At 47.6% G+C, this 24,163-nt stretch carries 22 protein-coding genes; 18 read left to right on the top strand and 4 right to left on the bottom strand.

Features of this window, described 5'->3' with window-relative positions:
- Positions 1-53 precede the first annotated feature (53 nt).
- From CWC22_RS11565 to CWC22_RS11535, 7 genes are all read left to right on the top strand, one after another.
- Positions 54-1,211, top strand: a complete 1,158-nt coding sequence (locus tag CWC22_RS11565; protein WP_138536428.1) for an acyl-CoA dehydrogenase family protein — start codon at positions 54-56, stop codon at positions 1,209-1,211.
- Between the two features lie 12 nt (positions 1,212-1,223).
- Positions 1,224-2,000, top strand: a complete 777-nt coding sequence (locus CWC22_RS11560; protein ID WP_125564260.1) for an enoyl-CoA hydratase — start codon at positions 1,224-1,226, stop codon at positions 1,998-2,000.
- On the top strand, positions 2,000-3,139 hold the full coding sequence (locus CWC22_RS11555) for an enoyl-CoA hydratase/isomerase family protein (protein WP_138536430.1): 1,140 nt from the start codon (positions 2,000-2,002) through the stop codon (positions 3,137-3,139). Before CWC22_RS11560 ends, CWC22_RS11555 begins: the two co-directional genes overlap by 1 nt.
- Positions 3,140-3,150: 11 nt before the next feature.
- Positions 3,151-4,041 (top strand): 3-hydroxyisobutyrate dehydrogenase, encoded by an 891-nt coding sequence (gene mmsB / locus CWC22_RS11550; protein ID WP_125564263.1) that lies wholly within the window; start codon positions 3,151-3,153, stop codon positions 4,039-4,041.
- A 21-nt stretch (positions 4,042-4,062) separates the two neighbouring features.
- On the top strand, positions 4,063-4,824 hold the full coding sequence (locus CWC22_RS11545; protein WP_049866073.1) for an SDR family oxidoreductase: 762 nt from the start codon (positions 4,063-4,065) through the stop codon (positions 4,822-4,824).
- A 364-nt stretch (positions 4,825-5,188) separates the two neighbouring features.
- The gene (locus CWC22_RS11540; RefSeq protein WP_138536432.1) at positions 5,189-8,530 is read left to right on the top strand and encodes a leucine-rich repeat domain-containing protein; all 3,342 of its coding nucleotides are present in this window, start codon (positions 5,189-5,191) and stop codon (positions 8,528-8,530) included.
- A 258-nt stretch (positions 8,531-8,788) separates the two neighbouring features.
- Entirely contained in the window at positions 8,789-9,397 is a 609-nt protein-coding gene (locus CWC22_RS11535; RefSeq protein WP_010381499.1) for a MarC family protein, read from the top strand.
- Positions 9,398-9,520: 123 nt separating this feature from the next.
- Here the strand turns inward: CWC22_RS11535 and CWC22_RS11530 are convergent, their stop codons facing one another.
- Entirely contained in the window at positions 9,521-10,039 is a 519-nt protein-coding gene (locus tag CWC22_RS11530; protein WP_125564265.1) for a DUF2062 domain-containing protein, read from the bottom strand.
- A 105-nt stretch (positions 10,040-10,144) separates the two neighbouring features.
- Here CWC22_RS11530 and CWC22_RS11525 point away from each other — a divergent pair, with 105 nt between their 5' ends.
- The 7 genes from CWC22_RS11525 (at position 10,145) to tcdA (ending at position 17,447) form a co-directional block, all read left to right on the top strand.
- Positions 10,145-12,274: a DNA internalization-related competence protein ComEC/Rec2 gene (locus tag CWC22_RS11525; protein ID WP_230090654.1), complete on the top strand. Its 2,130-nt coding sequence runs from the start codon at positions 10,145-10,147 to the stop codon at positions 12,272-12,274.
- A 63-nt stretch (positions 12,275-12,337) separates the two neighbouring features.
- Positions 12,338-14,080: a lipid A export permease/ATP-binding protein MsbA gene (gene msbA, locus CWC22_RS11520; protein WP_138536436.1), complete on the top strand. Its 1,743-nt coding sequence runs from the start codon at positions 12,338-12,340 to the stop codon at positions 14,078-14,080.
- Positions 14,077-15,060 carry a tetraacyldisaccharide 4'-kinase gene (gene lpxK, locus CWC22_RS11515; RefSeq protein ID WP_138536438.1) on the top strand — a complete coding sequence of 328 codons (984 nt, stop codon included), beginning with the start codon at positions 14,077-14,079 and terminating at the stop codon, positions 15,058-15,060. Before msbA ends, lpxK begins: the two co-directional genes overlap by 4 nt.
- On the top strand, positions 15,050-15,247 hold the full coding sequence (locus CWC22_RS11510; protein WP_010381495.1) for a Trm112 family protein: 198 nt from the start codon (positions 15,050-15,052) through the stop codon (positions 15,245-15,247). The genes lpxK and CWC22_RS11510 overlap by 11 nt, the downstream gene beginning before the upstream one ends.
- A complete protein-coding gene (gene kdsB, locus CWC22_RS11505; RefSeq protein WP_138536440.1) occupies positions 15,235-15,999 on the top strand; it encodes a 3-deoxy-manno-octulosonate cytidylyltransferase in 765 nt (254 codons plus the stop codon). Before CWC22_RS11510 ends, kdsB begins: the two co-directional genes overlap by 13 nt.
- Complete coding sequence (locus CWC22_RS11500; RefSeq protein ID WP_138536442.1) at positions 15,986-16,651, top strand: TIGR01621 family pseudouridine synthase; 666 nt, start codon at positions 15,986-15,988, stop codon at positions 16,649-16,651. Before kdsB ends, CWC22_RS11500 begins: the two co-directional genes overlap by 14 nt.
- Before the next feature lies 1 nt (position 16,652).
- Positions 16,653-17,447 carry a tRNA cyclic N6-threonylcarbamoyladenosine(37) synthase TcdA gene (gene tcdA, locus CWC22_RS11495; RefSeq protein WP_138536444.1) on the top strand — a complete coding sequence of 265 codons (795 nt, stop codon included), beginning with the start codon at positions 16,653-16,655 and terminating at the stop codon, positions 17,445-17,447.
- A gap of 25 nt (positions 17,448-17,472) precedes the next feature.
- On the opposite strand, the gene CWC22_RS11490 is transcribed toward tcdA, so the two are convergent.
- The 3 genes from CWC22_RS11490 to CWC22_RS11480 form a co-directional block, all read right to left on the bottom strand.
- Entirely contained in the window at positions 17,473-17,877 is a 405-nt protein-coding gene (locus tag CWC22_RS11490) for a SufE family protein (protein ID WP_138536446.1), read from the bottom strand.
- Positions 17,878-17,879: 2 nt separating this feature from the next.
- Positions 17,880-19,103: an aminotransferase class V-fold PLP-dependent enzyme gene (locus CWC22_RS11485; protein ID WP_138536448.1), complete on the bottom strand. Its 1,224-nt coding sequence runs from the start codon at positions 19,101-19,103 to the stop codon at positions 17,880-17,882.
- Between the two features lie 132 nt (positions 19,104-19,235).
- Positions 19,236-20,522 carry a citrate synthase gene (locus tag CWC22_RS11480; protein ID WP_138536450.1) on the bottom strand — a complete coding sequence of 429 codons (1,287 nt, stop codon included), beginning with the start codon at positions 20,520-20,522 and terminating at the stop codon, positions 19,236-19,238.
- 412 nt (positions 20,523-20,934) lie between these two features.
- Here CWC22_RS11480 and sdhC point away from each other — a divergent pair, with 412 nt between their 5' ends.
- From sdhC to CWC22_RS11460, 4 genes are read left to right on the top strand one after another with little or no spacing between them, the layout of a single operon-like run.
- Entirely contained in the window at positions 20,935-21,312 is a 378-nt protein-coding gene (gene sdhC / locus CWC22_RS11475; protein ID WP_081694265.1) for a succinate dehydrogenase, cytochrome b556 subunit, read from the top strand.
- Entirely contained in the window at positions 21,303-21,650 is a 348-nt protein-coding gene (sdhD, locus tag CWC22_RS11470; RefSeq protein WP_125564284.1) for a succinate dehydrogenase, hydrophobic membrane anchor protein, read from the top strand. The genes sdhC and sdhD overlap by 10 nt, the downstream gene beginning before the upstream one ends.
- Positions 21,651-23,423 (top strand): succinate dehydrogenase flavoprotein subunit, encoded by a 1,773-nt coding sequence (sdhA, locus tag CWC22_RS11465; protein ID WP_010381483.1) that lies wholly within the window; start codon positions 21,651-21,653, stop codon positions 23,421-23,423.
- Between the two features lie 10 nt (positions 23,424-23,433).
- Positions 23,434-24,153, top strand: coding sequence for a succinate dehydrogenase iron-sulfur subunit (locus CWC22_RS11460; protein ID WP_010381481.1), 720 nt, complete (start codon positions 23,434-23,436; stop codon positions 24,151-24,153).
- Positions 24,154-24,163 lie beyond the last annotated feature (10 nt).

Below are 24,163 nucleotides of genomic sequence, written 5' to 3'. Positions count from 1 at the left end.
AACGCCGGGCAGAATCGTCACTTCGCCCGACATGACAACAAGTGAGGTCTTTTATGGACTTTAATCTCAACGAAGATCAACAGGCATTCGCCGAAACCGCATATCAGTTTGCTATGAGTGAACTGGCACCCCATGCAGCTGAATGGGATCAGAAACACATTTTCCCTAAAGATGTTATCAAAAAAGCCGGTGAGCTGGGTTTTTGTGGCTTATACACACCGGAAGAAGCGGGTGGCCTGGGTCTGTCACGTCTAGATTCAAGCATTATTTTTGAGCAATTGTCGATGGGCTGTACGGCAACAACGGCGATGCTGACTATACACAACATGGCGACCTGGATGATCGCCAGCTTCGCAACCGATGCGGTCAAAGATCAATACATGGACCAGTTGGTGATGGGGGAGCTACTGGCTTCTTACTGCCTGACTGAACCTGGCTCGGGCTCTGATGCGGCGTCTTTGAAAACGAAAGCCGTGCTGGAAGGCGATGAGTATGTTCTGAACGGCTCGAAAATGTTTATCTCTGGTGCGGGTGAGACCGATGTGCTGGTTGTGATGGCCCGAACAGGTGAAGACGGTCCGAAAGGCATTTCGGCCTTTGTTGTTCCAGCAGATGCCGAGGGTGTCATCTATGGTAAAGCAGAAGAAAAAATGGGCTGGAACGCTCAGCCAACTCGTCTGGTTACATTTGAAGATGTACGCATTCCTGCAGCCAACCTGATGGGCAAAGAAGGCGAAGGGTTTAAGTTTGCCATGCAAGGCTTGGACGGTGGGCGTATCAACATTGCCACTTGTTCTATCGGCACTGCACAACAGGCGTTGAATACAGCCAAAGAATATATGCAGGAGCGTCAGCAATTTGGTAAGCCTCTGGCGGCTTTCCAGGCACTTCAATTTAAGATTGCCGACATGAACACAGAACTGGTTGCAGCGCGTCAGATGGTGCGCCTGGCAGCCTTTAAATTAGACAGCAACGACAGTGAAAAAACCACTTATTGTGCCATGGCAAAGCGCTTTGCCACCGATGTCGGTACTAAAGTTTGTGATGATGCATTACAAATTCATGGTGGTTATGGCTACATCAAAGAATACCCACTAGAGCGCCACCTGCGTGATGTACGCGTTCATCAAATCCTGGAAGGCACCAATGAGATCATGCGGGTGATCATTGCACGCCGAATTTTAGCCGAAGGCGCAGCAAGCGTATTGTAAAGGAGCATCATTATGTCAGCACAATTGAAACTCGAAAAACAAGGTCACATCGCGATAGTTACTATGTCAAACCCACCGGCTAACACCTGGACTCGCGACACTCTGGTAGGCCTCAAAGAGTTGGTGATCGAGCTTAATGCCGATAAAAACATTTATTCGTTGGTGATCACCGGGGAAGGTGAAAAGTTCTTCTCAGCCGGTGCCGATCTGAATGTGTTCGCCGATGGCGACAAAGGGGTTGCGGCCGATATGTCCCGCGTATTTGGCGAAGCATTTGAAACGCTGAGTGACTTCCGTGGTGTGTCTATCGCCGCCATTAACGGTTTTGCAATGGGTGGCGGCCTGGAAGTTGCGCTGGCCTGTGACATCCGTATTGCAGAGACGCAGGCTCAAATGGCACTGCCAGAAGCTAAAGTGGGCTTATTGCCTTGTGCCGGTGGCACACAAAACCTATCTTGGCTGGTAGGTGAAGGCTGGGCTAAGCGCATGATTCTGTGTGGTGAACGCCTCAAAGCGGATAAAGCGCGGGAGATTGGACTGGTTGAAGAAGTGGTTGAGCAGGGCAAAGCGCTCGAAGCTGCGCTTGAGCTGGCTAAGAAAGTTGAAGACCAAAGCCCAGTGGCCGTTACCGCCTGTAAAGCTCTGATCCAAAAAGGTCGTACAGGCACCATCAACAGTGCTTTGCCGCTTGAGCGAGAACTGTTTGTGACTCTGTTCGACACACAAGATCAGAAAGAGGGCGTGAATGCCTTCCTGGAAAAACGTAAAGCAAACTGGGTGAATGGCTAATGGTTGAATTACAGTTACTGAACCAGGCAGATGCCCCTGTGGTATTTGAGTTGGCGCACTGTAATAACGGCATGAAGGTGGCAGTGGCCACCCTTAATGCGCCAAAAGCACTCAATGCACTTAACCTGGAAATGATCCGCCTACTCGAACCACAGCTCAAAGTGTGGGCTGAAGACGAGCAGGTAGCTATGGTATTGCTTAAAGGCGCGGGAGAGAAAGCGTTCTGTGCCGGTGGTGATGTGGTTAGCCTCTACAATGCAATGGCAGCGGAAGATGGTAATAATCATCTGGAAGTCTTCTTTGCTGAGGAATATCGCCTTGATTATCACATCCATAGTTATGATAAACCGATCTTGCTGTGGGGTAATGGCATTATCATGGGCGGTGGCCTGGGCTTGATGGCCGGAGCCAGTCATCGTGTGGTGACTGAATCATCACGTATCGCTATGCCGGAGATCACCATTGGATTATATCCGGATGTGGGCGGCAGCTATTTCCTCAACAAAATGCCGGCCGGTGTGGGCTTATTCCTGGGCCTGACTGGCGCCTCTATCAATGCCACTGATGCCAAATTTGTTGGTCTGGCGGATCATTATATGGACGGTGAGCGGCTGGATATGCTGCTGCACAACCTCAGTGAAGTCAACTGGGGTAAGACCAACGTACTCAATCATGAGAAATTGACTCAGCTACTTATTTCCCTCGATGAAGCGTCACACATTCCGCCGCGCAGCGAAATCAAGCCGCTGGCTGAGTCTTTTGCTAAATTGGCTGAGCTAGACACGCTGGATGCCCAGGTTGAGCACATTCTGGCCCTCGACAGCGCGGAGAATAAATGGCTGAGCAAGGCGCAAAAAGCGCTAAAACATGGTTCTCCACTTAGTGCTGTGTTAATCCAGGCACAACTAAATCGTGCCGAAGGGTTGTCACTCAAAGACTGTTTTCAACGCGAGCTGGCAATGTCGGTGCGTTGCGGTGAAGTGGGCGAGTTCCGTGAAGGTGTGCGTGCGCTGTTGATCGACAAAGACGGACAACCTCAATGGCAGTTTAAGACCATTGCTGACGTAGACAGCAAAGTGATAGACAGCTTTTTTGCACCACGCTGGGAAGAGAGCACACATCCCCTGGCTGATCTGTAAGGAATAAACATATGGCAAAGATTGGATTTATTGGTTTAGGAAATATGGGTGGCCCAATGGCTGCCAATTTGGTGAAAGCCGGGCACCAGGTCACTGTGTTTGATCTCAGTGCTGAAGCAGTGGCACACCTTGTATCTTTGGGCGCTGTGGCGGCAGACAAAGTCTCTGATGTTTGCGCTGGGGCCGATTTTGTCGTGAGTATGCTACCTGCCAGCAAGCATGTGCGGATGATTTATACTGGCGAAGATGGCTTAATCAACTATCTTGAAAAGTCGACGCTGGTAATCGACTGCTCAACCATAGATGCAGAATCAGCGCAGTTTGTTGGTAATGCCCTGACTGACGCTGGCATTGCATTTGTTGATGCACCTGTTTCAGGTGGTGTCGCAGGTGCTGCCGCGGGTACATTGACTTTTATCGTTGGCGGTAATGACGAAGACTTCAATAAAGCGCAAACCGTGCTTAACGACATGGGGAAGAATATTTTCCATGCTGGAGCTGTGGGAGCAGGCCAGGTCGCTAAGATCTGTAATAATATGCTGCTATCAATACTCATGGCAGGCACCAGTGAGGCACTGCAAATGGGCGTTGACCACGGCCTTGATCCAAAAGTATTGAGTGAGATTATGCTCAACAGCTCGGGTCGCAACTGGACACTGGAGTTATACAACCCATGTCCGGACGTATTAGAGAATGTGCCTTCGTCAAATGGGTATAAACCTGGATTTATGGTTGATCTGATGGCCAAAGATCTGGGACTGGCGATGCAGGCGGCACAGCAAACAAACTCGGCTACGCCGATGGGGGCACTGGCAAAAAATCTCTACAACCTGATGCAGAATCAGGGCAGTGGCAGTGAAGATTTTAGTGCTATTTTTAAACTCTATTCACAAAAGCAGTAACAGAAGCAGGGTTGAAATATCATGGATATAAAGAATAAAGCGGTGGTGATCACCGGTGGTGCGCAGGGCTTGGGCTTTGCGATGGCAACGGAACTGGCAAAAATGGGTGCCAAGCTGGCACTGATTGATATGCAGGAAGAACAACTGCAAGAAGCAGCTACAGAGCTTAGAGCACTGGATGTTGAAGTAAAAACCTATGTGGCGAACGTAAGCCTGGAAAGCGACGTTGAGCAAGTGTTTAACGACATAGTCGCAGATCTCGGTAAGATCTCGGTGCTGGTTAACAACGCAGGCATTTTGCGTGATGGCCTGTTATTAAAAGCCAAAGACGGAGAAGTGACTGACAAGATGTCACTGCAACAGTTCCAGTCTGTATTAGATGTTAACTTAACCGGGGTATTCCTGTGTGGCCGTGAAGCGGCAACTAAGATGGTAGAAGGCCAGGAAGGCGGCGTTATCATTAATATGTCGAGTGTCGCACGGGCAGGTAACATGGGCCAGACCAACTACTCAGCCGCCAAAGCGGGTGTTGTTGCGATGACAACGTCCTGGGCTAAAGAACTTGGTCGCTATGGTATTCGTGTCGGTGCAATCGCACCTGGTGTGATCCGCACTCAGATGACGGACGCCATGAAACCAGAAGCCAAAGAGCGACTGCTGAAGATGAAACCAGTTGGTCGTCTGGGTGAAGCTGGCGAAATCGCCCATACGGCGAAATACATTATCGAGAATGACTTTTTCACCGGTCGTGTAGTAGAAATTGACGGCGGGATCAGACTCTGATAACTTAATACTTAAGTATCGGTTTGCTTTTATTTTTGTCCTAAAACCAATACAAAAGAATTCGCATACTTATGTTCCTTTATCTTCGAAAGAAGAAAGTGTGTTGAATCAAGCGGCAGGCCACGCATACCTGCCGCTTTTTAGTTTCTGCTATTTATGCGGATTCTCTATAGTTTTTTTCTCAGGCGTTCTGCCTTCTTCTTGTTAACCATCATCCCACTCTGTACCTCGATAGTCTTTATGAAATACTTCATTATTTGTTGAATGCCGTAGATTATTAATAATTAAACATTTACTTAAAATGGGAACATCATATAATTCATGCTCTTAACATTTGTTGCTTTTGCAAATAAGGAGTAGGATTTTGCAATTTAATGTTTATCAGGCTGTGGCAGCATGTGCAATTCCCTTGGTTCTGGCAGGTTGCTCCGGTGGATCGGATGATGGAAAATCTAATGCTGACTCAGGGATAGCGGGTAAAGTTGGCGTCACACAAAAATACAGCGTAACAACAAGCGTTTCTGGCGAAGGCCGTATAGAGCCGAGTTCGCTGCAGCTATTAGCAAACCAAACCGGTTCATTTGAACTTACTCCAGCCGAGGGGTTTGAAGTTGGACAGGTTTCGGGTTGTGAAGGAGCGCTCAACAATGGCACCTATACATTGGCTCCTGTACAGCAGGACTGTACTATTGAAGCCAGTTTTAACCCTATAGTGTACAAAGTGAGTGTTGACGTAACAGGTGAGGGGAGTGTCAGCCCCGAACAAGTCGAGGTTGCATATGGGCATCAGGCTACTTTTACAATAACACTAGCTCAGCGCTATCAGCTTGAGAGCATCACAGGTTGTGATGGCGTCTTACAAGGTGGTCAGTATGTGACGCAGGCTTTAACCGCCGCTTGTACATTGAATGTGCGTTTTGTTGCTGAGACCACCATAGCTGATAATGACACGCTGGATGACGGACTTAAAAGCTGCCTTATTGAGCAGGGATATACATACCCGGACGAGGTCAGTGAATTAGTCTGTAATGAAAAAGGCATAAAGTCTCTCGATGGGATTGAGCTATTTACTTCTTTGACTTCACTGAATGTCGAAAGTAATGAGATAGAAACCCTGGATATCTCAGCACTGCGTGCCTTAACGTCACTGTCCGCTAGATATAATCAGCTGAAACAGCTTGATGTGTCTGCTCTGACCAATCTTCGGGAACTTAAGGTATCCCACAACCAGTTAAGTAGCCTGGACTTGTCTGGTAACGGACAGCTGCGCGTATTGTTCGCCAGCAGTAATTTATTAACCGAGATTGATCTCACACCGGTGACTGAGCTGACTGACTTATCACTGGGTATGAACCCTTTTACAGAGACAGTGGCGTTTTCTCATCTGAAAGGTTTATCCTATCTTTCTATCAGCACTGCTGAGACAGTAACTGAACTTGATTTGAGTAAGCACCTGGAGCTCAGACAAGTGTGGGTCGCAGGTGAGGCCCTCAAAACCTTGAATGTAACAGGCCTGACTCAGCTTGAATCGTTGAGAGTGAATAACACCAGCCTCAGTACGATTGATGTGAGCACCAATCTTAACCTGACCGACTTGTATTTTTGGAGCAATCCAATTTCACGCATTGACGTCTCTATGCTCGGCAAGCTGGAAGGGTTTACCGTGGGAGACGCGCAGCTGACCGATATTAATGTGTCAAACAACCCCAAACTTACTTCTCTTCAGCTAAGTGACAATCAGCTCAAAACGCTCGATGTCAGTGCACTCACTGAGCTTCGATACTTGCAAATGGCATACAATCAGCTTACGGAGCTGGATGTATCCAAGAACAGCAAACTTGAAGAACTACTCTTAAGAGAAAATGACCTGCGGCATCTTGAGCTGTTGAACAATGCCAACCTGGCGGTATTAAGTCTGGCCGGGAATGATCTGCGTCAAATAGATCTTGCTCATACGCCTATATTGAGGGAACTGGACGCAGGTCATAATCCTCTGTTAAGTATTGACGTGAAAGGATTAGCAAAATTAGAAAAACTGTCAGTAAGCCATACAGATATCAGAAAGTTGGATATTTCAGGTAATCCATTGCTGAGCGAATTAAGTGTTTACGGATTGCGCTTTCTAGACAAGCTAGATCTGTCAAATAATCCACTGTTAGCGCAATTAAATGCTAGGAGTACAGATCTAATTACACTGGATTTATCTGGCAACCAGTCGCTGGTATCGCTAAAAATTTCGGGGCAACAGCTACGGTCGCTGGATGTTAGTATGCTGAGTGAACTCAAAGAACTTGCCCTGGGCGGCAGTAGCTTAGCGGAATTGGATGTGTCTAATAATACCAAGCTGGAATCATTGTACCTTTCATATACCGGAATTACTGAGCTGAACTTATCCAATAATAGGTTAATGAAATCACTGATCATTTATCAAAATGCTTTGAGTCCGATAAATGTTAGTCACATGCATGGGTTAGAGGAACTGATCTTGTCAGGTTTTGAACAAGTCGGGCTCGACTTGTCAGCGAACGTTTTGCTGAAACTTCTCGTCGTGGATGACCTGAGCCTCAATTCGCTCGATGTAGCCCGACTCAAACAGCTTACTTTTTTAAATGTGACAGGCAATCAACTTAGCACACTCAATTTATCGGGCAACACGCATCTGACGGAGTTGCGCGTGGTCGATGATACGTTAGAGCAGCTGGATATCAGTTCTTTATCTTTGTTGAAATCGTTGATGATTTCGTCTCACTTGATCGAAGAAATAGACGCAACTGAGTCAGCCCAGCTGGAGTCTTTAGAGGTATCCAGTGGGTTGACTGACGCCCAGGTTTTAAACAGGTTTACAAATTTGACTTCTCTTACATTGAATCAGCCTGAGGTTGAGTTACTAGACACATCTGTGTTTACAAAACTGATCAGCTTAAGCGTTTATGAGGGGAATCTGAGAGAAGTTAACTTATCTGCCAATACTGAACTTGAAACTTTGGGTATAGAAAATACCGATTTAGCCTCTCTGAAGCTCACAGCACACCCAAAGCTCTGGCAAATTTATGGCAGAGACAACCAGATAGCAGAGATTGATTTGTCGGGTGCACCGTCATTGAGCGACGTGCATTTATGGAGTAATCAGATAAAGGATTTGGATATCAGTCATTTGAAGTCGCTTCAATATTTGGATTTACAGAACAACCCCTTGTCAGAACTAAAGTCCGGACTTCATTCTCAATTGCATGGCTTGCAATTGGGAAGAACTAACATAACACACTTGGCCCCATTAGGTTCAGATCAGCTATCGTTGTTGACCCTCGCTGGTAGCCCGATAACAGATGTTGATTTGACTGGTTATAAGTCACTGAAGGAGCTGAATCTGGAAGAAACCGCAATCACTTCGCTTGATGTGTCGCAGAACATCAGGCTAACTACATTACTGGCGGGTGATACCGAGCTGACTGAGTTAGATGTCACCAATAACCCTGATATAACTTGGCTGACGATAGATGATGATGTTATCTGTACCGGTATGGTGTGTCAGTATCGGCAGGTGCCATTTGGCTCTGTGATTGGAACGAATAGCCAACAGCCAGTTCAGGCGACAAAGGCTGGCGAACAAATGAATCAGCACTTTGAACTAATGCTGCGTGACGGAAAAACGCAGCGTGAATTTGTGGAGCCTAATATGCCAGCGCATAGCAGTCATTTGCACTAGCGAGTTACAACGAGAGAAAGCACTAAGCTGCTTTCTCTCTTCCCTAAAACGCGACAGCGTTATTTAGTTGTTTGTTAAGAGCTTCGGCCCTGAAGATCAATTAGCGAAGTGGTGCTAATACATTCCTTTAAATGGTTAAAACGTGTCCCCGAAGTGAAAATGACCTTTCAGAAGTGACAAAAATAACTTAGTCATTTTTATTTGCCGCAGCTAGAGTAAATAACAAGGTTTGTCTGTTGCGTGTTGTAAGGACATGGTGTGATTGACTTTGTTGCGACGTTTATTTTCTTTTTTGCCGTTATCGATCCGATCGGGACTGTGCCTGTATTCATTGCCGTCACTCGTGGCTACGATGCTGCGGCAAAGCGTAAGATAGCCATGATTGCCAGCTTAGTTGCTGCTGTTTTACTGGTCTTTTTTGCGATTGCCGGAGAGCTTCTGCTTACAGCGATGGGCATACCTTTGCCGGCGTTTCAGATAGCCGGTGGTATTGTGCTGTTCCTGTTCGCATTGTCGATGATTTTTGGTGAAAGTAAACCAGACGAAGAAGTGAAATTAGTCCGGGATCACCATGAAACCGCAATCTTTCCGCTTGCAGTCCCGTCCATAGCCAGTCCTGGTGCCATACTGGCGTGTGTACTGCTAACAGAAAATGCCCGGTTTAATTTGTTCGAGCAGGTACAAACCGTGGCGATGATGTTGGCGGTTATTTTGCTGACTTTACTGTTGATGTTGGTCGCTAGCAGTATCCACAAAGTAATAGGTAATGCCGGTGCCAGTGTAATAAGCCGTGTGATGGGGCTGATACTGGCGTCCGTGGCTGTGACCAATGCGCTGGCAGGTTTTGTGAGTTACTTTGATAAGTAATGCCAATCCAGATGAAGACATACTCAATTTGAGAGACTTCTTCTCTTTAAGAGCAATTTATGGGGGATTGGTATAATAGTTCGCTGGAAAAGCAGCCAGTTGGCTGCTAAACCATAAAGAGGGTTATTGGCTGGATTGCTGGTTACGCTCAGCCCATGCTTTATTCACTGAGCGGCGCCACAGAAAGTCGATAACAAAGAAGCCCAAAATCGCGGCCATACAGGCGCAGATCAGCGAGCCGAGCATAAATGCGGGCCCTATAGTTGAGAGGCTCTCGACCAGCCAGTTCCAGCTGGCTTCAAAGTGAAACGGTTGCTCCTCCTGGCCCAAAGCGAACGCACCTACCTGATAAGATGCATAGAAAATAGGGGGCATAGTAAGGGGATTAGTGATCCATACCAACGCGATGGAAAGTGGCAAATTGACTCTGAAAGGAATAGCCAGGGCGGCTGCAAGGACCATTTGAAAAGGAACAGGGATGAAAGCGAAGAACAGGCCGACGGAGAAAGCCCCTCGTGCCGAGCGGCGATTTAAATGCCAAAGGTTTGCGTCATGTAACAAGCTGCCGAATATTTTCAGCGACTTTTGCTGTTTGATCTTATTGTGATCGGGTAGAAACCTTTGGATCGTCTTCTTTGGCATGTTAATCAACCATTTACATCAATATTGATCTGCTGCGGCCTGATCAGCGGGTGTCTGATCTCAGTATTCTATCTGGGTCAGTGGCAGTGGTTCGTCTGCTCAGGCGTGCTCCTTTTTCTCTGTGGGTATTTTAAGGCTTTTTCGAGTGTTTTGGCAGGTTTTATTTTAGGTATTTTTGTGACGATTTGTCACTATTGGTTGGTTTATGCGCCACCAATTGCTGAAAAAGTCTTAGAGCAGGAAATCGCAGTGGCCGGTGTCGTGAGTAAAGTGATGGGTGCAAGTGCGCGACCTTATGTCACGCTGGAGCTGAAACAATTGGGTCAATATCAAGTACCCTGGTACCGTAATATACGGGTCAATGCCTCGTTGAGCGGTGAACTGCCTGGTGAGTTAAATGAGGTTGTTCTGTCCGGAACCGCCGTTCTTAAGCCATTTCGTAGTCGAAAGAATTTTTCGGTATTTGATGCCGAGCTTTATGCTTTTCGTAGCCAGATATTCTACAAAGGCCGGGTCGTCGTATCTGAGGTGATAGTTAATGAAGATAAATCCTGGCGAGCGGCATATCGAGATTGGGTGGCGGGTGCGTTCGATGGCTTACATTTTGGTTGGTTCTATTATGTGTTGCTAACAGGCGATAAAAGCGCCATTGCGCAAGCGGACAAAGACCATTTTAAATCTCTGGGAATGAGTCACTTGCTGGCTATTTCTGGTTTGCATGTAGCCATTGTTTTTGCATTGAGTTTTGCTCTTTGTAAGCTCTGTTTGTTGTTTATGTGGCCACGTTTATCTCAATGGCACAACTATCAGCTGGGTTACTTTATTTTTGCGCTAGGACTCAGTGGCGGGTATGTATGGCTAAGTGGATTGCAGGTGTCCGCGCAGCGTGCCTGGTTGATGGCTTTGCTGGGGGCATGTTGCTTTTTGTTTGCCCGGCAGCTCAGCCCCGCAAGAGTCTTGTTGTATGCATTAGCCGTTATCCTGATTGCGAATCCTTTTGCGGTACTTAACCTGGGCCTGTATTTTTCATTTCTGGCTGTTGTGACGATCTTTTTCGTGTTTCGAACTGTAATGCAGGGATCAGAGCGTGCGCCCAAAGTTAAGCTGTTGTGTTATTTGCAATGCGCGCTATTTGTTGCGTTGTTGCCTCTCACTCTCTATTCCTATCATGGGTTTAGTGCGAGCAGTATTTTGGTTAACCTGCTGGTTGTGCCTGTGTTGACTATGGTGATATTTCCGCTTTTGTTGTTGCACGTACTTGCTGCGTTGATCATGGACATGACTCTGTTGGGCCCATTGGATGCAGTTTTGCATTCTGTGTATCATTGGGCAAATTCCTTTCCATATCACTGGCAGTCGACTGGGACCGTGAGCATTGAGTTGGTGACGTTAGGCTACCTAACACTGCTCCTATGCACGTGTGCCGTAACTCGGATATTTGCTTGGATCCCATTGTCTGCTGGGGTGATATTTAGCGTGCTTGAGCGTCCTCCCGACTGGCAGGTGGATGTCTTTGATGTTGGCCATGGCACTGCGGTATTGGTATCAACGCAGGGTAAAGGTATTTTGATTGACTTGGGTGCCAGTTATTTTTCTCGTTATTCATTGTTTGACAATGTGATCAAGCCTTACCTTGAGGCGCGTCGTATTGGATTACTGCATACAGTGATAAGCCATGATGACAGCGACCATAATGGCGGTTTAGCAGATTTATACCGTTATGATGGTGGCCGCTCGCTTGAGCAGTTTCATGGAGGAGATGGCAAGGCGCTGTGTACATTACAAACGGTGACAATAGACAATTTAACTATCGAGTCGCTCTGGCCGATAGCACCGATGAACACTGACAACAATAACTCCTGTGTGATCAGGATTAGTGATGGTAATACCCACCTGTTATTGCCCGGGGATATAGAGCAGCTGGCTGAGCATGAATTGTTGGCATTAAAAGGTGAAAAAATCCCCGCAGATATACTGATAGCACCACATCACGGTAGCAACACGTCGTCCAGCATGGCGTTTGTCTCTGCTGTTGCTCCGAGGTGGGTGGTGTTCTCACGCGGATATTACTCACCATGGCGCTTGCCGCACGAGGAGGTTGTTAAGCGTTATCAGTCAATCAACAGTCGTATGCTGGATACGGCCATAAAAGGTCAGATACGATTCAAAATAACCGGGACAAAAGTCCAATTAGAAACCGCCCGGGATAGGAAAAGTTTTTGGTTCTTAAGATAATGCATTCAGTTTTGCCATCAGTACCGCTACAATACGCGGGTTATGACGTACCAGAGAGACACTATGCAACAATCCGCCAAGCAGATCTACAAGCGGCTTCTGAGTTACACCTTCGATTTTAAAGTGCCCGCCTTGTTTGCCATTATTGGCATGCTCGGTTACGCCGCAATGGACGCACTCTTTGTTCAGTTGATGCAGCCTTTTATCGATGATGGTCTGACAGAGCGCAACGCCGAAGTGTTAAAAATGGCACCCATTGTGGTGGTGCTACTGGTTATTGGACGGGGTATTTTCAATTACATGGCATCATACTGTCTGAGCTATGTGGGCTCTCAGGTGGTCAGAAAGCTACGTCAGTCCTTGTTTGAGCATATGTTATTTTTACCTGTCAGTTTTCATGATCAACACTCTAATGGCGAAATGATCTCGAAAATTACGTTTGATACTGAACAGGTTCAACAAGCCGTAACCCGAGCTTTGCAGGTTATGATCCGTGAAGGAGCCTTTGTGCTGTTTCTGCTGGTGGTGATGTTCAATGCCAGCTGGCAGTTGTCTTTGATATTCTTAGTCGTCATTCCCATTGTCGGCGTGATTGTTAATCTGGTCTCCAAGCGTTTTCGCAAGATCTCAAAAAACATTCAGGATGCCATGGGAGAGGTGACTCGAAGCTCTGAGCAAATGCTGGCGGGGCATAAAGTGATCCATGGTTTCGGTGGCCAGGATAAAGAGATTACTCACTTTGCCGATGTCAACAATCGCAACCGTCAGCAAAGGGTGAAGATGGATGCAACCAGGGCGCTGAGCGTTTCCGTGATCCAAATTATTGCAGCCAGCGCGATGGCGTTGATCCTCGCTATTATCGCGATGCCAGAAATGATCGACACGATTTCGTCGGGTACCTTTGTGTCTTTGACCACGTCGATGATGATGATGCTCAGACCGCTCAAGCAGCTGGCTAATGTGAATAGCGATCTGCAGCGGGGGATTGCTGCTGCCACCAGTATTTTTGAAATTCTGGACAAAGAGCAGGAAAAGAATACAGGCGAGCTCGAAGCGGATAGCGTGAAAGGCGAGCTGGCAGTTTCTGGCGTGACATTCCATTATCCGGGCAAAGACGAGGCCGTTATAAAATCCTTATCTTTGCAAATTCCGGCAGGTCAGAGTATCGCGCTGGTGGGGCGCAGTGGCTCGGGCAAATCAACGTTGTCCAACCTGTTACCACGTTTTTATGACTGGGATGAGGGAGAGATCACCCTAGATGGTGTGAAACTTCAAGACTACACTTTGTCATCGCTGCGCAAACAGTTTGCGCTGGTGTCACAACAGGTGGTGCTGTTCAACGATACCATTGCTAATAACATCATGTATGGTCTGGAGCGCTCCTATACTCAGGAGGAGCTGGAGCAGGTGGCGAAACAGGCGCATGTCTGGGAATTTGTTAAAGACTTACCAGAGGGTTTGAATACTATGGTGGGTGAAAACGGTGTGATGCTCTCCGGCGGTCAGCGTCAGCGCATTGCCATCGCCCGTGCGATTGTTAAAAATGCTCCAATCTTGATTCTGGATGAAGCGACTTCGGCACTGGATACAGAGTCGGAACGCTTAATCCAGCAAGCGCTCGATAACCTGATGAAAGATAAAACCTCTATTGTGATAGCACACCGCCTGTCTACCATTGAGCATTCTGATTGCATCTACGTGCTCGATCAGGGACGTATTGTCGAGCAGGGTAAGCACCAGGCTCTGCTGGAGCAAAAGGGCATTTATGCAGCGCTCTGCCAGATGCAGTATGGTGAGCAGGCATGAATCGCCTGGAGCGCAGCTGGTATAAGCCCTTGGGGCTATTAAATATCATACTGCTACCTTTGTCAGGCTTATTTTGGCTACTGAGTTCACTGCGCAGGGCGTTGTTTAAGCTCGGCCTTAAAAGTGTCTATAAAGCACCTGTACCGGTGATCATCGTTGGTAATATCGGCATTGGTGGTAATGGTAAAACGCCATTCGTGTTGTGGCTGGTACCGTACCTTGAGTCTTTAGGTTTGAAAGTCGCGGTGATCAGCCGTGGCTATGGTGCGCAACCACCCAGTCTGCCATATCGGGTGACAGATAGCAGCAGCGCCACAGAAGCAGGCGACGAACCTTTATTGATATACAAGCGACTAGGCTGTCCGGTGATGATAGGTGGCGATCGCCAGGCGAGTATTGAACTGCTGATGCGCGAAGATAAACCGGATATTATCGTCAGTGACGATGGCCTGCAGCACTATCAGCTGGCCCGGGATATTGAGATTTGCATCGTTGATGCGCAGCGCCGCTTTGGCAACACTCTATTGCTACCGGCTGGTCCGCTGCGTGAAACGCCAAGCCGACTGAAGCACACCGACTTGGTCGTCTATAATGGAGAGTCAGACGGGATTGGCTATGAGCTGGTACGCAGTGGCTATTTCAGTGTTCGCGATAATCAGACAATTGAAAAAATAGCCGAACGGGGCATTGCTGTGAGTGCCATTGGTAATCCGCAACGCTTTGAGCAGTCCTTGCGCTCAGATGGGGTTGAGCTGCTCGATACACTGCATTTTGCCGATCACCACGCTTACAGTGATTCTGACTTTGCGACCTGCGAGGACCTGGCTGTATATATGACCGAAAAAGACGCAGTAAAATGCCAGTCATTCGGAAAAGAAAATTGGTATTATTTAAAGGTAGATGCAAAGCCAAGTGCTGAGCTTATACAACAACTTAATTCGTTATTAAAACAAAAAGGGATAGTCAACCATGGCCTTTGACACTAAATTACTCGAGATTATTGCCTGTCCGGTTTGCAAAGGAAAACTGAGATTTGACAAAGACAATCAGGAGCTGATTAGCACAGCTGCTAAACTGGCTTACCCGGTAAGAAACGACATTCCAGTGTTACTGGAAAATGAAGCGCGCGAATTATCGCTCGAAGAGGTCGAAAAGTGGAATTCATAGTCGTTATTCCGGCGCGTTACGCTTCAACCCGTCTGCCGGGCAAACCATTGGCTGACATTTGTGGTAAGCCCATGATCCAACATGTTTATGAGCAGGCCCAGAAGTCGGGTGCAAAAGCTGTTTATATCGCGACTGACAATACTCAGGTGTTTGAACGCGCTCAAACCTTTACTGAAAACGTATTGATGACGCGAGAAGATCATCAGTCAGGAACTGAGCGTCTTGCGGAGGTGGTTGAGCAGCTGGGATTGGATGATGACACCTTAGTGGTTAATGTTCAGGGTGATGAGCCCTTACTGGCCCCGGAAAACATCACTCAGGTGGCAACTTTACTGCATGAAGCACTGGAAGCGCCGATGGCCACACTCAGTGTGGACGTGACAGACGTACAAGAAGTGTTGAATCCGAATGCGGTCAAAGTGGTTCAGGACGCCCACCACAATGCTCTGTATTTTTCACGGGCTTCTATCCCGTTTCAGCGCGACAGCATGATGACGCTGGATGAGAGCAAAGTTCCACTGGCTCATTTTCAACGCCATGTGGGTATCTATGCCTATCGTGCCGGTTTCATTAAAACCTATCTGGCTTTACCGGTTTCTCCCCTCGAAGGTCAAGAGTCACTAGAGCAGTTACGCGTGCTGTATCACGGTTATCGTATCAAAATTGCCAAGGCTTGCCGTCCAGTTTATGCCGGGGTTGATACGCCTGAAGATTTAAAGCGTGTCGTAGAGTATCTCAATGGCACCCTTTGAGGTCATTGCCAGCCACCCGGACTTTGTGGTGGCGCTTAAGCCCGCCGGGGTGAGCTTTCACAGTGAGCAGGAAAGCGGTTTTGTTGCTTTATTAGCTGAGCAGCTCGGAGAGTCGCTTTACCCGGTGCACCGACTCGATAAGGTGACTTCCGGTCTACTGGTACTGGCTCGCTCCAGTCAGGCAGCAGCCAGGCTGACTGAGCTGTTTACCAGTCGGGCCGTGGATAAGTTCTACCTGGCTCTGATTGACAGTAAACCTAAAAAGAAGCAAGGCTGGGTCAAAGGCGATATGGCCAGGTCGCGACGTGGGACTTATAAGTTATTAACGAGTAATGACAATCCGGCCATCACGCGCTTTTACAGTGCCAGCATAGCCCCGGGTCTGAGAGCCTGTTTACTCAAGCCTTACAGTGGCAAAACCCATCAGTTGCGGGTGGCGTTAAAAAGCTTGTCTGCACCTATTCTGGGCGATGTCAGCTATGGGGGGAGTGAGGCTGACAGGGTCTATCTGCATGCCTACTGTTTAAGTTTTGAGTGGGGTAACGAAAGAATGACGTTTTATGCTTTGCCGCAAGGCGGGGCACGGTTTGCTGAACTGGCAGACACAGAAGTAATGCAAAGCTGGGCGCAGCCCGGAAAGTTAGAGTGGTAATATGACGCAAGATACATCTTTAAGGTTTGGTGGCATTGGCCGCTTGTATGGTAATACAGAATTGACCTGGCTTGGCGAAGCCAGCTTCTGTGTGATAGGTATTGGCGGTGTTGGCAGTTGGGTAGCCGAATCACTGGCGCGCACCGGCATAGGTAAAATTACCCTCATTGATCTTGATGATATCTGTGTCACAAATGTCAATCGCCAGCTGCATGCAAAAACTGAGACCATAGGCCAGCCTAAAGTCGAAGCCATGCAGGCGCGTTGTCAGTCCATCAACCCGGATTGTCGGGTCGATGTGATAGATGATTTTATCACGCTGGATAACATTAAAACGCATATCCAGGGTTTTGATTATGTTATTGACTGTATTGATGCCGTCAAAGAAAAAGCCGCTCTAATCGCTCACTGTAAGCGACAAAAAATTCCAGTGATCACCACTGGCGGTGCAGGTGGTCAGACTGATCCGAGCCAGATTTGCTATGGGGATGTGGCCAAAACGACACACGACCCTTTGCTTGCAAAAGTCCGATATCTGCTGCGCAAGCAATATAATTTTACAACTAACCCGAAACGCAAGTTTGCTGTTGATTGTGTGTATTCGACAGAGCAATTGGTTTACCCAACTGGTGATGGTAGCGTCTGTAAGGCCAAACAAATGGCTGATGGCAGTAAGAATATGGATTGTGCGACCGGGTTCGGCTCTGCAACTATGGTCACGGGCAGTTTTGGCTTTTTTGCTGCGGCAAAAGCGATCCGTAAGTATCTGGACAAGCGGGCGAGGGAAGCAGGTTAATTCGCAATGGGTTATTCAGGTGCTATTACAGCACCTGAAGTTGTTGATGAATACGTTCCACAATCGCGCGAACGCCATTACCACGAGAAGGGCTCAGGTGCTTGATAAGGCCAAGAGTGTTAAATAATTCATAGCCATCAACTTTCTTTGCTTCTTCTGGTAACTGGTTGTTATAGCAAGCAAGAATAATCGCAAGTAAGCCTTTCACTATACGTGTGTCGGAATCAGCGATGAGGACCAGCCTCTGTTGTTGCTCATCCAGATCCAGGTGCAACCAAACTTTACTTTCACAACCTTTCACCAGAGCAGCTTCCGTTTTAAGCGCATCAGGCATCGCTGGAAGTGCTTTGCCCAATAGCATGATTTCGCGATATTTGCCCTGCCAGGCGCTGTGCTGAGCAAGGGTCTGCTCTATGTGTGATAAGTCCATAATTACTCTTCTAATAAGCTGATTGTGTCTTTCAGTGCCGCGATAAATCGACAGATGTCCTGATGATTATTATAAAACGCCAGGCTGACTCGGATAGTCCCCTCAATGCCCAGATGCGCCATCAGTGGCTGCGTGCAGTGATGGCCGCTTCTGACGGCAATACCATAGGTATTCAGTAGCGTTGCCAGGTCATAATGATGTTCATTTTTATAACTAAAGCTGATTGTGCCGACATTGTGGGTGGTATCGCCCCAAATCCGGATCCCGTCAATGTCGCTCAGTTGTTCAACTAAAGCGCGATAAAGTGCCTGTTCGTGCTGGAACAAAGAATCATGCTCAAGCGTTACAAGGTAATCCAGGGCTGCGCCAAAGCCGATCACACCGGCAATGTTGGGCGTACCGGGCTCAAATTTTTCGGGAGCCGGGCGAAAGGTGGTGCCAGTAAAGCTGACTGTGTCTATCATTTCACCGCCGCTTTGATAGACGGGCAGGGCATTCAGCAGTTCATAGCGACCATACAGGCCACCGAGGCCTGTTGGCCCTAACGCTTTGTGGGCTGAAAAGACATAAAAATCACAATCAAGTTGCTGCAAATCCGGGCGCAGGTGTAACAAAGACTGCGCGCCATCTATCACCGTAATAGTATCTAATTTCTTGCAGCAGCCTATCAATGCTGCCACATCATTGATATTACCCAGTGCATTGGAGGCGTGACAGACGCTCAGTACTTTTGGTTTTAGGCTTGCAATTAGCGCTTTTGCTTGTTCTAGCTGGAGAATACCTTGCGCATCCACTGGCAACAACTCAATACGTGCACCTGTGCGCTGTGCTGCGAGTTGCCAGGGTACGATATTCGCATGATGCTCCAAAGGTGAAAGTAGGATCACATCGTCTTTTTTCAGACCTTCGCTGAGGCCATAGGCGATTAAATTGAGCGAGGCTGTCGCGCCACTGGTCCAGACGATTTCTCTGCTTTGTACGTTCAGAAACTGTGCAAGTTTGCCCCTCACAGCTTCGTAGGCGGTCGTTGCCTGCTCACTGAGCGTGTGTAAACCCCGGTGTACATTGGCGTTTTGAAACTGGTAAAATTCCTTTACAGCCTGGATCACTTGATGCGGCTTTTGGGTAGTTGCAGCAGAGTCTAAATAACACAATGGCTGGTCATCTACCGACACCTCAAAAATGGGGAAATCATGCCGAAGTTGTGTGCAAGGGTTTTCGTTCAAAAGGGTCTCCTACTGCGCCTGAGCAGGCGGATTTTACCGGATTTATAGTGGCTTGCAAGTCTGTCTGATCGAGAGGCATAAAAAAGGGCTGCCACTGGCAACCCTATTTTAAAAGCGTAAGTTAAGCGAGGCTTATCTGTCGCCTTCTTTTTTGTAGTCGCGTGCAGTGTAACCTGTGTACAGCTGACGTGGACGACCAATTTTGTGGCCCGGCTGAGACAGCATTTCGTTCCAGTGTGAGATCCAGCCAACGGTACGAGACATAGCGAAGATCACAGTGAACATGCTGGTCGGAATACCGATTGCTTTCAGGATAATACCTGAGTAGAAATCAACATTCGGGTACAGTTTCTTCTCAACAAAGTACGGGTCTTCAAGCGCGATCTGCTCAAGCTTCATTGCAACGTCAAGCAATGGATCCTGAATGTTCAGCTCTTTAAGTACTTCGTGGCAAGTTTGACGCATTACTGTCGCACGTGGGTCGAAGTTCTTGTATACACGGTGACCAAAGCCCATCAGACGGAACGGGTCGTTCTTGTCTTTTGCTTTTGCAACGTATTCGTCGATACGGTCAACTGTGCCAATTTCTTCCAGCATGTTCAGACATGCTTCGTTTGCACCACCGTGCGCAGGGCCCCAAAGTGACGCGATACCCGCTGCGATACAAGCGTAAGGGTTAGCACCTGAAGAACCAGCAAGACGCACTGTTGAAGTAGACGCGTTCTGTTCATGGTCGGCATGAAGCATGAAAATACGATCCATTGCTTTCGCCAGAACAGGGTTCACTCTGTACTCTTCAGCTGGTACCGAGAACATCATGTGCAGGAAGTTTTCAGCGTAGCTCAGGTCGTTACGTGGGTAAACGAACGGCTGACCTGTGTTGTACTTGTATGCCATAGCAGCAATCGTTGGCAGCTTAGCAACCAGCTTGATTGCACAACGCATACGCTGGTCAGCGTCTGAGATGTCCAGGTCGTCATGGTAGAATGACGACAATGCACCAACCACACCACAAAGCATTGCCATTGGGTGAGAATCTACACGGAAACCTTGGAAGAAAGACGCAATTTTCTCATGCAACATAGTGTTGTGCGTGATGTTCTTTGCAAATTCTTCAAGTTGCGCGTCGTTTGGTAATTCACCGTTTAGAAGCAGGTAGCACAGCTCAATGTAGTTAGATTGCTCTGCTAATTGCTCGATTGGGTAACCACGGTGTAGTAGTACACCCTTTGCACCATCGATATAAGTAATAGATGATTCGCAAGAGCCAGTCGACATAAAACCAGGGTCGTATGTGAAGAAGCCGTGAGCGCCAAGTGTGCGGACGTCAACTACGTCCTGGCCAGCAGTGCCAGAGTAGATCGGGAGTTCGATCGGATCATGACCATCGATATGGACTGTGGCTTTCTTATCTGCCATCTATTTATCTCCTATGAAATAACAATATTCTGATTGTTATGTTGTGATACTAATGTTAAGCAAATTCAGATCATTCTAACTTAAAATGGGGGTGGAAAGTCAATTTTTCTGAGAATTATGCAGAAATGTATGATAAATATTCTACGCAGTTTAAATATTATACCATCGGCTAATTCGCAAGCGTCTCAATCTAAACAAGAATTGTAAAAGGCCGCTTGGCCTTATATACTATCTACGGTTTTATACCGTGTCGTCTGTGGGTAAACCTATTTTTACATTGGCATTTTTCACTTTGTGAACCGCTCAGTGTTTAAACAGGTATATCTAGAGTGTGCCATTTGTGCGAGCAGCGCAAGTGGTTTTATAAAAACAAGTAGATGAGCTCCTTTGTGAGCAAGATGGGCAAGTAACTGTGAAAAAGCAAAGACCTGTAAATCTAGATCTTACGACTATTTCTATGCCACCTACGGCAAAAGCGTCGATTTTGCACCGTGTCACCGGTGTTGCGTTATTCTTCGCATTGACCTTTGTCATTTGGGCGTGGTCTGAGTCTCTTTCTTCTCCTGAAGGGTTTGAATTTGTTAAAGAGCTAATGACTGGCTTTATTGCAAAATTCATCGCGTGGGGCACCCTCACCGTATTGTCTTACCACATCATTGGCGGTGTACGTCACATGATCCAAGACATGGGTCACTGGGAAGAATTAGAATCGGGCAACACCAGTGCTAAAATCGCATTGGCGCTGTGGGTAATCGTAGCCATCCTGGCAGGAGTGTGGATATGGTCTTAAATCAAGCAACTCTGAAGCGCGACGGTGTGCAAGACTATGTGTCTCTGCGCACGACAGCACTAATCATCCTGGCTTATTCGGTGTTTATCGTTGGCTACTTCCTGCTAACGCCCGAAATCAGCTATGAAGCCTGGACAGGTTTATTTTCAAACCTGGCCGTTAAAGCGGCAACTTTCATCACATTGGTATGCATCATGGTCCACACTCGCATTGGCTTGTGGCAGGTTCTGACGGACTACGTTAAGTGTTCAACGATGCGTTCTGTGCTGGGCTTTGTACTTAATCTGATGGCACTGGCTTATGTTGCTGTTGGCCTGTTTGTATTGTGGGGTGTTTAAGTGAAATATAATGTTCGTGAATTTGACGCTGTTGTAGTTGGCGCCGGTGGTGCTGGCATGCGCGCAGCGCTTGCGATTTCTGAGTCAGGCAAAACTTGTGCATTGATCTCTAAAGTATTCCCTACACGTTCTCATACGGTATCTGCACAGGGTGGTATTACAGTTGCGCTGGGTAACTCCCATGAAGACAACTGGGAATGGCACATGTACGACACGGTAAAAGGTTCTGATTACATTGGTGATCAGGATGCGATCGAGTACATGACCAAAACGGGTCCTGAGGCGATCACTGAACTTGAAAACATGGGTCTGCCTTTCTCTCGTTTCGAGAACGGCCGTGTTTATCAACGTCCTTTCGGTGGTCAGTCTAAGAATTTTGGTGGTGAGCAGGCTGCACGTACTGCGGCTGCGGCAGACCGTACAGGTCACGCATTGCTACACTGCTTGTACCAACAGAACGTTAAGAACAAAACTAACGTTTTCTCTGAGTGGTACGCGCTCGATCTGGTTAAAAATGACAAAGGCGACGTTGTTGGTGTAACTGCAATTGATATTGAAAGCGGCGAAGTCGTTTACTTCAAGTCAAAAGCTGTTGTATTGGCAACGGGTGGTGCAGGTCGTATCTATGCATCAACCACTAACGCGCACATTAACACTGGTGACGGTGTTGGTATGGCAGTTCGTGCTGGCATCTCTATGCAGGACATGGAAATGTGGCAGTTCCACCCAACCGGTATCGCTGGTGCGGGTACGCTTGTAACTGAAGGTTGTCGTGGTGAAGGTGGTTACCTTCTGAATAAAGACGGCGAGCGTTTCATGGAACGTTATGCGCCTAACGCGAAAGACCTTGCGGGTCGTGACGTTGTTGCTCGTGCGATGATGACTGAAATCCGTGAAGGCCGTGGTTGTGAAGGTCCTTGGGGTACACACATTAAGCTTAAGCTTGACCACCTTGGTGAAGAAATGCTTAACCTGCGTCTACCAGGCGTATGTGACCTGTCTAAGACATTTGCTCACGTTGACCCAGCTAAAGAGCCAATTCCTGTTATCCCAACCTGTCACTACATGATGGGTGGTGTACCGACCAACGTAAATGGTCAGGTACTGAACGTGAATGAAAACGGCGAAGAGCGCATCATCGAAGGTCTGTTCGCGGTTGGTGAAATCGCGTGTGTATCTGTACACGGTGCAAACCGTCTGGGTGGTAACTCACTGCTTGACCTGGTTGTATTTGGTCGTGCAGCAGGTAACTTCCTGGGTACTTACCTACAAGGCTTTGAGTCTACAGGTGACGCATCTTCTGACGATGTTGAGCAGGCATTTGCGCGCTTTAACCGTTGGGAGTCATCTGAGAAAGGTAAAGGCGAAGATCCGGTTCAGATCAAGAAAGATCTACAAGAATGTATGCAGCTTAACTTCTCGGTATTCCGTGAAGGTGACGCGATGGCTGACGGCCTTAAAGAACTTAAAGAGATCCGTGAGCGTCTTAAGTTTGCGCGTCTTGACGACAAGTCAACTGAGTTCAACACCCAGCGTATCGAGTGCTTAGAGCTTGATAACCTGATGGAAACAGCTTACTCAACAGCCGTTGCTGCTAACTTCCGTACAGAAAGCCGTGGTGCACACTCTCGCTTTGACTTCCCTGAGCGTGACGATGAGAACTGGCTGTGCCACTCTCTGCATCACCCAGAGTCAGACACGATGACTAAGCGTGAAGTAAACTTTGCGCCTAAGACACGTGAAGCATTCCCACCGAAAGCACGTACATACTAGGAGCTAAGCGATGGCAACTTTAGAATTATCTGTTTATCGTTACAACCCTGACGTAGATTCAGCACCTCGTATGCAAGATTACAAGCTGGAGGTTGAAGAAGGTCGCGACATGATGGTGCTAGATGCACTGTTAATGTTGAAAGAACAAGATCCAACATTGTCTTTCCGCCGTTCATGCCGTGAAGGTGTGTGTGGTTCAGACGGTGTAAACATGAATGGTAAGAATGGTCTGGCCTGTATCACGCCACTATCTGCATTGCAGAACAATGGCAAAGGCAAGATTATTGTTCGTCCTTTACCTGGTCTACCAGTGATCCGTGACCTGGTTATCGACATGAGCCAGTTCTACACGCAATATGAAAAGGTAAAACCTTACCTGATCAACGACAAGCCAACCGGTGGTGAAGAGCGTCTTCAAAGCATTGAAGAGCGTGACAAGCTGGATGGACTGTACGAGTGTATTCTGTGCGCATGTTGTTCAACGTCATGTCCATCGTTCTGGTGGAACCCAGATAAATTTATCGGTCCAGCGGGCCTTCTTCACGCGTATCGTTTCCTGGCTGACAGCCGTGATACTGCGACAGAAGAGCGTCTGGCTGACCTTGATGACGCGTTCAGCGTCTTCCGCTGTCACAGTATCATGAACTGTGTAAGCGTTTGTCCGAAAGGCTTGAATCCTACTAAGGCGATCGGACACATTAAATCTATGTTGTTAAATCGTTCGGTTTAATACATATTTA

It is taken from the genome of Pseudoalteromonas rubra, assembly GCF_005886805.2.
Lineage (GTDB): Bacteria > Pseudomonadota > Gammaproteobacteria > Enterobacterales > Alteromonadaceae > Pseudoalteromonas > Pseudoalteromonas rubra_D.
Note: the sequence above shows the minus strand (reverse complement) of the source record. Positions and strands in the feature narration are given on the sequence as shown.

What these genes read in the sequence shown, in the direction of transcription:
- CWC22_RS11510 (WP_010381495.1), top strand. Translation starts at nt 15,050, where the DNA reads ATGGCCTTTGACACTAAATTACTCGAGATTATTGCCTGTCCGGTTTGC.
- CWC22_RS11460 (WP_010381481.1), top strand. Translation starts at nt 23,434, where the DNA reads ATGGCAACTTTAGAATTATCTGTTTATCGTTACAACCCTGACGTAGAT.
- mmsB (WP_125564263.1), top strand. Translation starts at nt 3,151, where the DNA reads ATGGCAAAGATTGGATTTATTGGTTTAGGAAATATGGGTGGCCCAATG.
- CWC22_RS11560 (WP_125564260.1), top strand. Translation starts at nt 1,224, where the DNA reads ATGTCAGCACAATTGAAACTCGAAAAACAAGGTCACATCGCGATAGTT.
- CWC22_RS11530 (WP_125564265.1), bottom strand. Translation starts at nt 10,039, where the DNA reads ATGCCAAAGAAGACGATCCAAAGGTTTCTACCCGATCACAATAAGATC.
- CWC22_RS11555 (WP_138536430.1), top strand. Translation starts at nt 2,000, where the DNA reads ATGGTTGAATTACAGTTACTGAACCAGGCAGATGCCCCTGTGGTATTT.
- CWC22_RS11545 (WP_049866073.1), top strand. Translation starts at nt 4,063, where the DNA reads ATGGATATAAAGAATAAAGCGGTGGTGATCACCGGTGGTGCGCAGGGC.
- lpxK (WP_138536438.1), top strand. Translation starts at nt 14,077, where the DNA reads ATGAATCGCCTGGAGCGCAGCTGGTATAAGCCCTTGGGGCTATTAAAT.
- CWC22_RS11490 (WP_138536446.1), bottom strand. Translation starts at nt 17,877, where the DNA reads ATGGACTTATCACACATAGAGCAGACCCTTGCTCAGCACAGCGCCTGG.
- tcdA (WP_138536444.1), top strand. Translation starts at nt 16,653, where the DNA reads ATGACGCAAGATACATCTTTAAGGTTTGGTGGCATTGGCCGCTTGTAT.
- sdhD (WP_125564284.1), top strand. Translation starts at nt 21,303, where the DNA reads ATGGTCTTAAATCAAGCAACTCTGAAGCGCGACGGTGTGCAAGACTAT.
- msbA (WP_138536436.1), top strand. Translation starts at nt 12,338, where the DNA reads ATGCAACAATCCGCCAAGCAGATCTACAAGCGGCTTCTGAGTTACACC.
- CWC22_RS11480 (WP_138536450.1), bottom strand. Translation starts at nt 20,522, where the DNA reads ATGGCAGATAAGAAAGCCACAGTCCATATCGATGGTCATGATCCGATC.
- CWC22_RS11500 (WP_138536442.1), top strand. Translation starts at nt 15,986, where the DNA reads ATGGCACCCTTTGAGGTCATTGCCAGCCACCCGGACTTTGTGGTGGCG.
- CWC22_RS11565 (WP_138536428.1), top strand. Translation starts at nt 54, where the DNA reads ATGGACTTTAATCTCAACGAAGATCAACAGGCATTCGCCGAAACCGCA.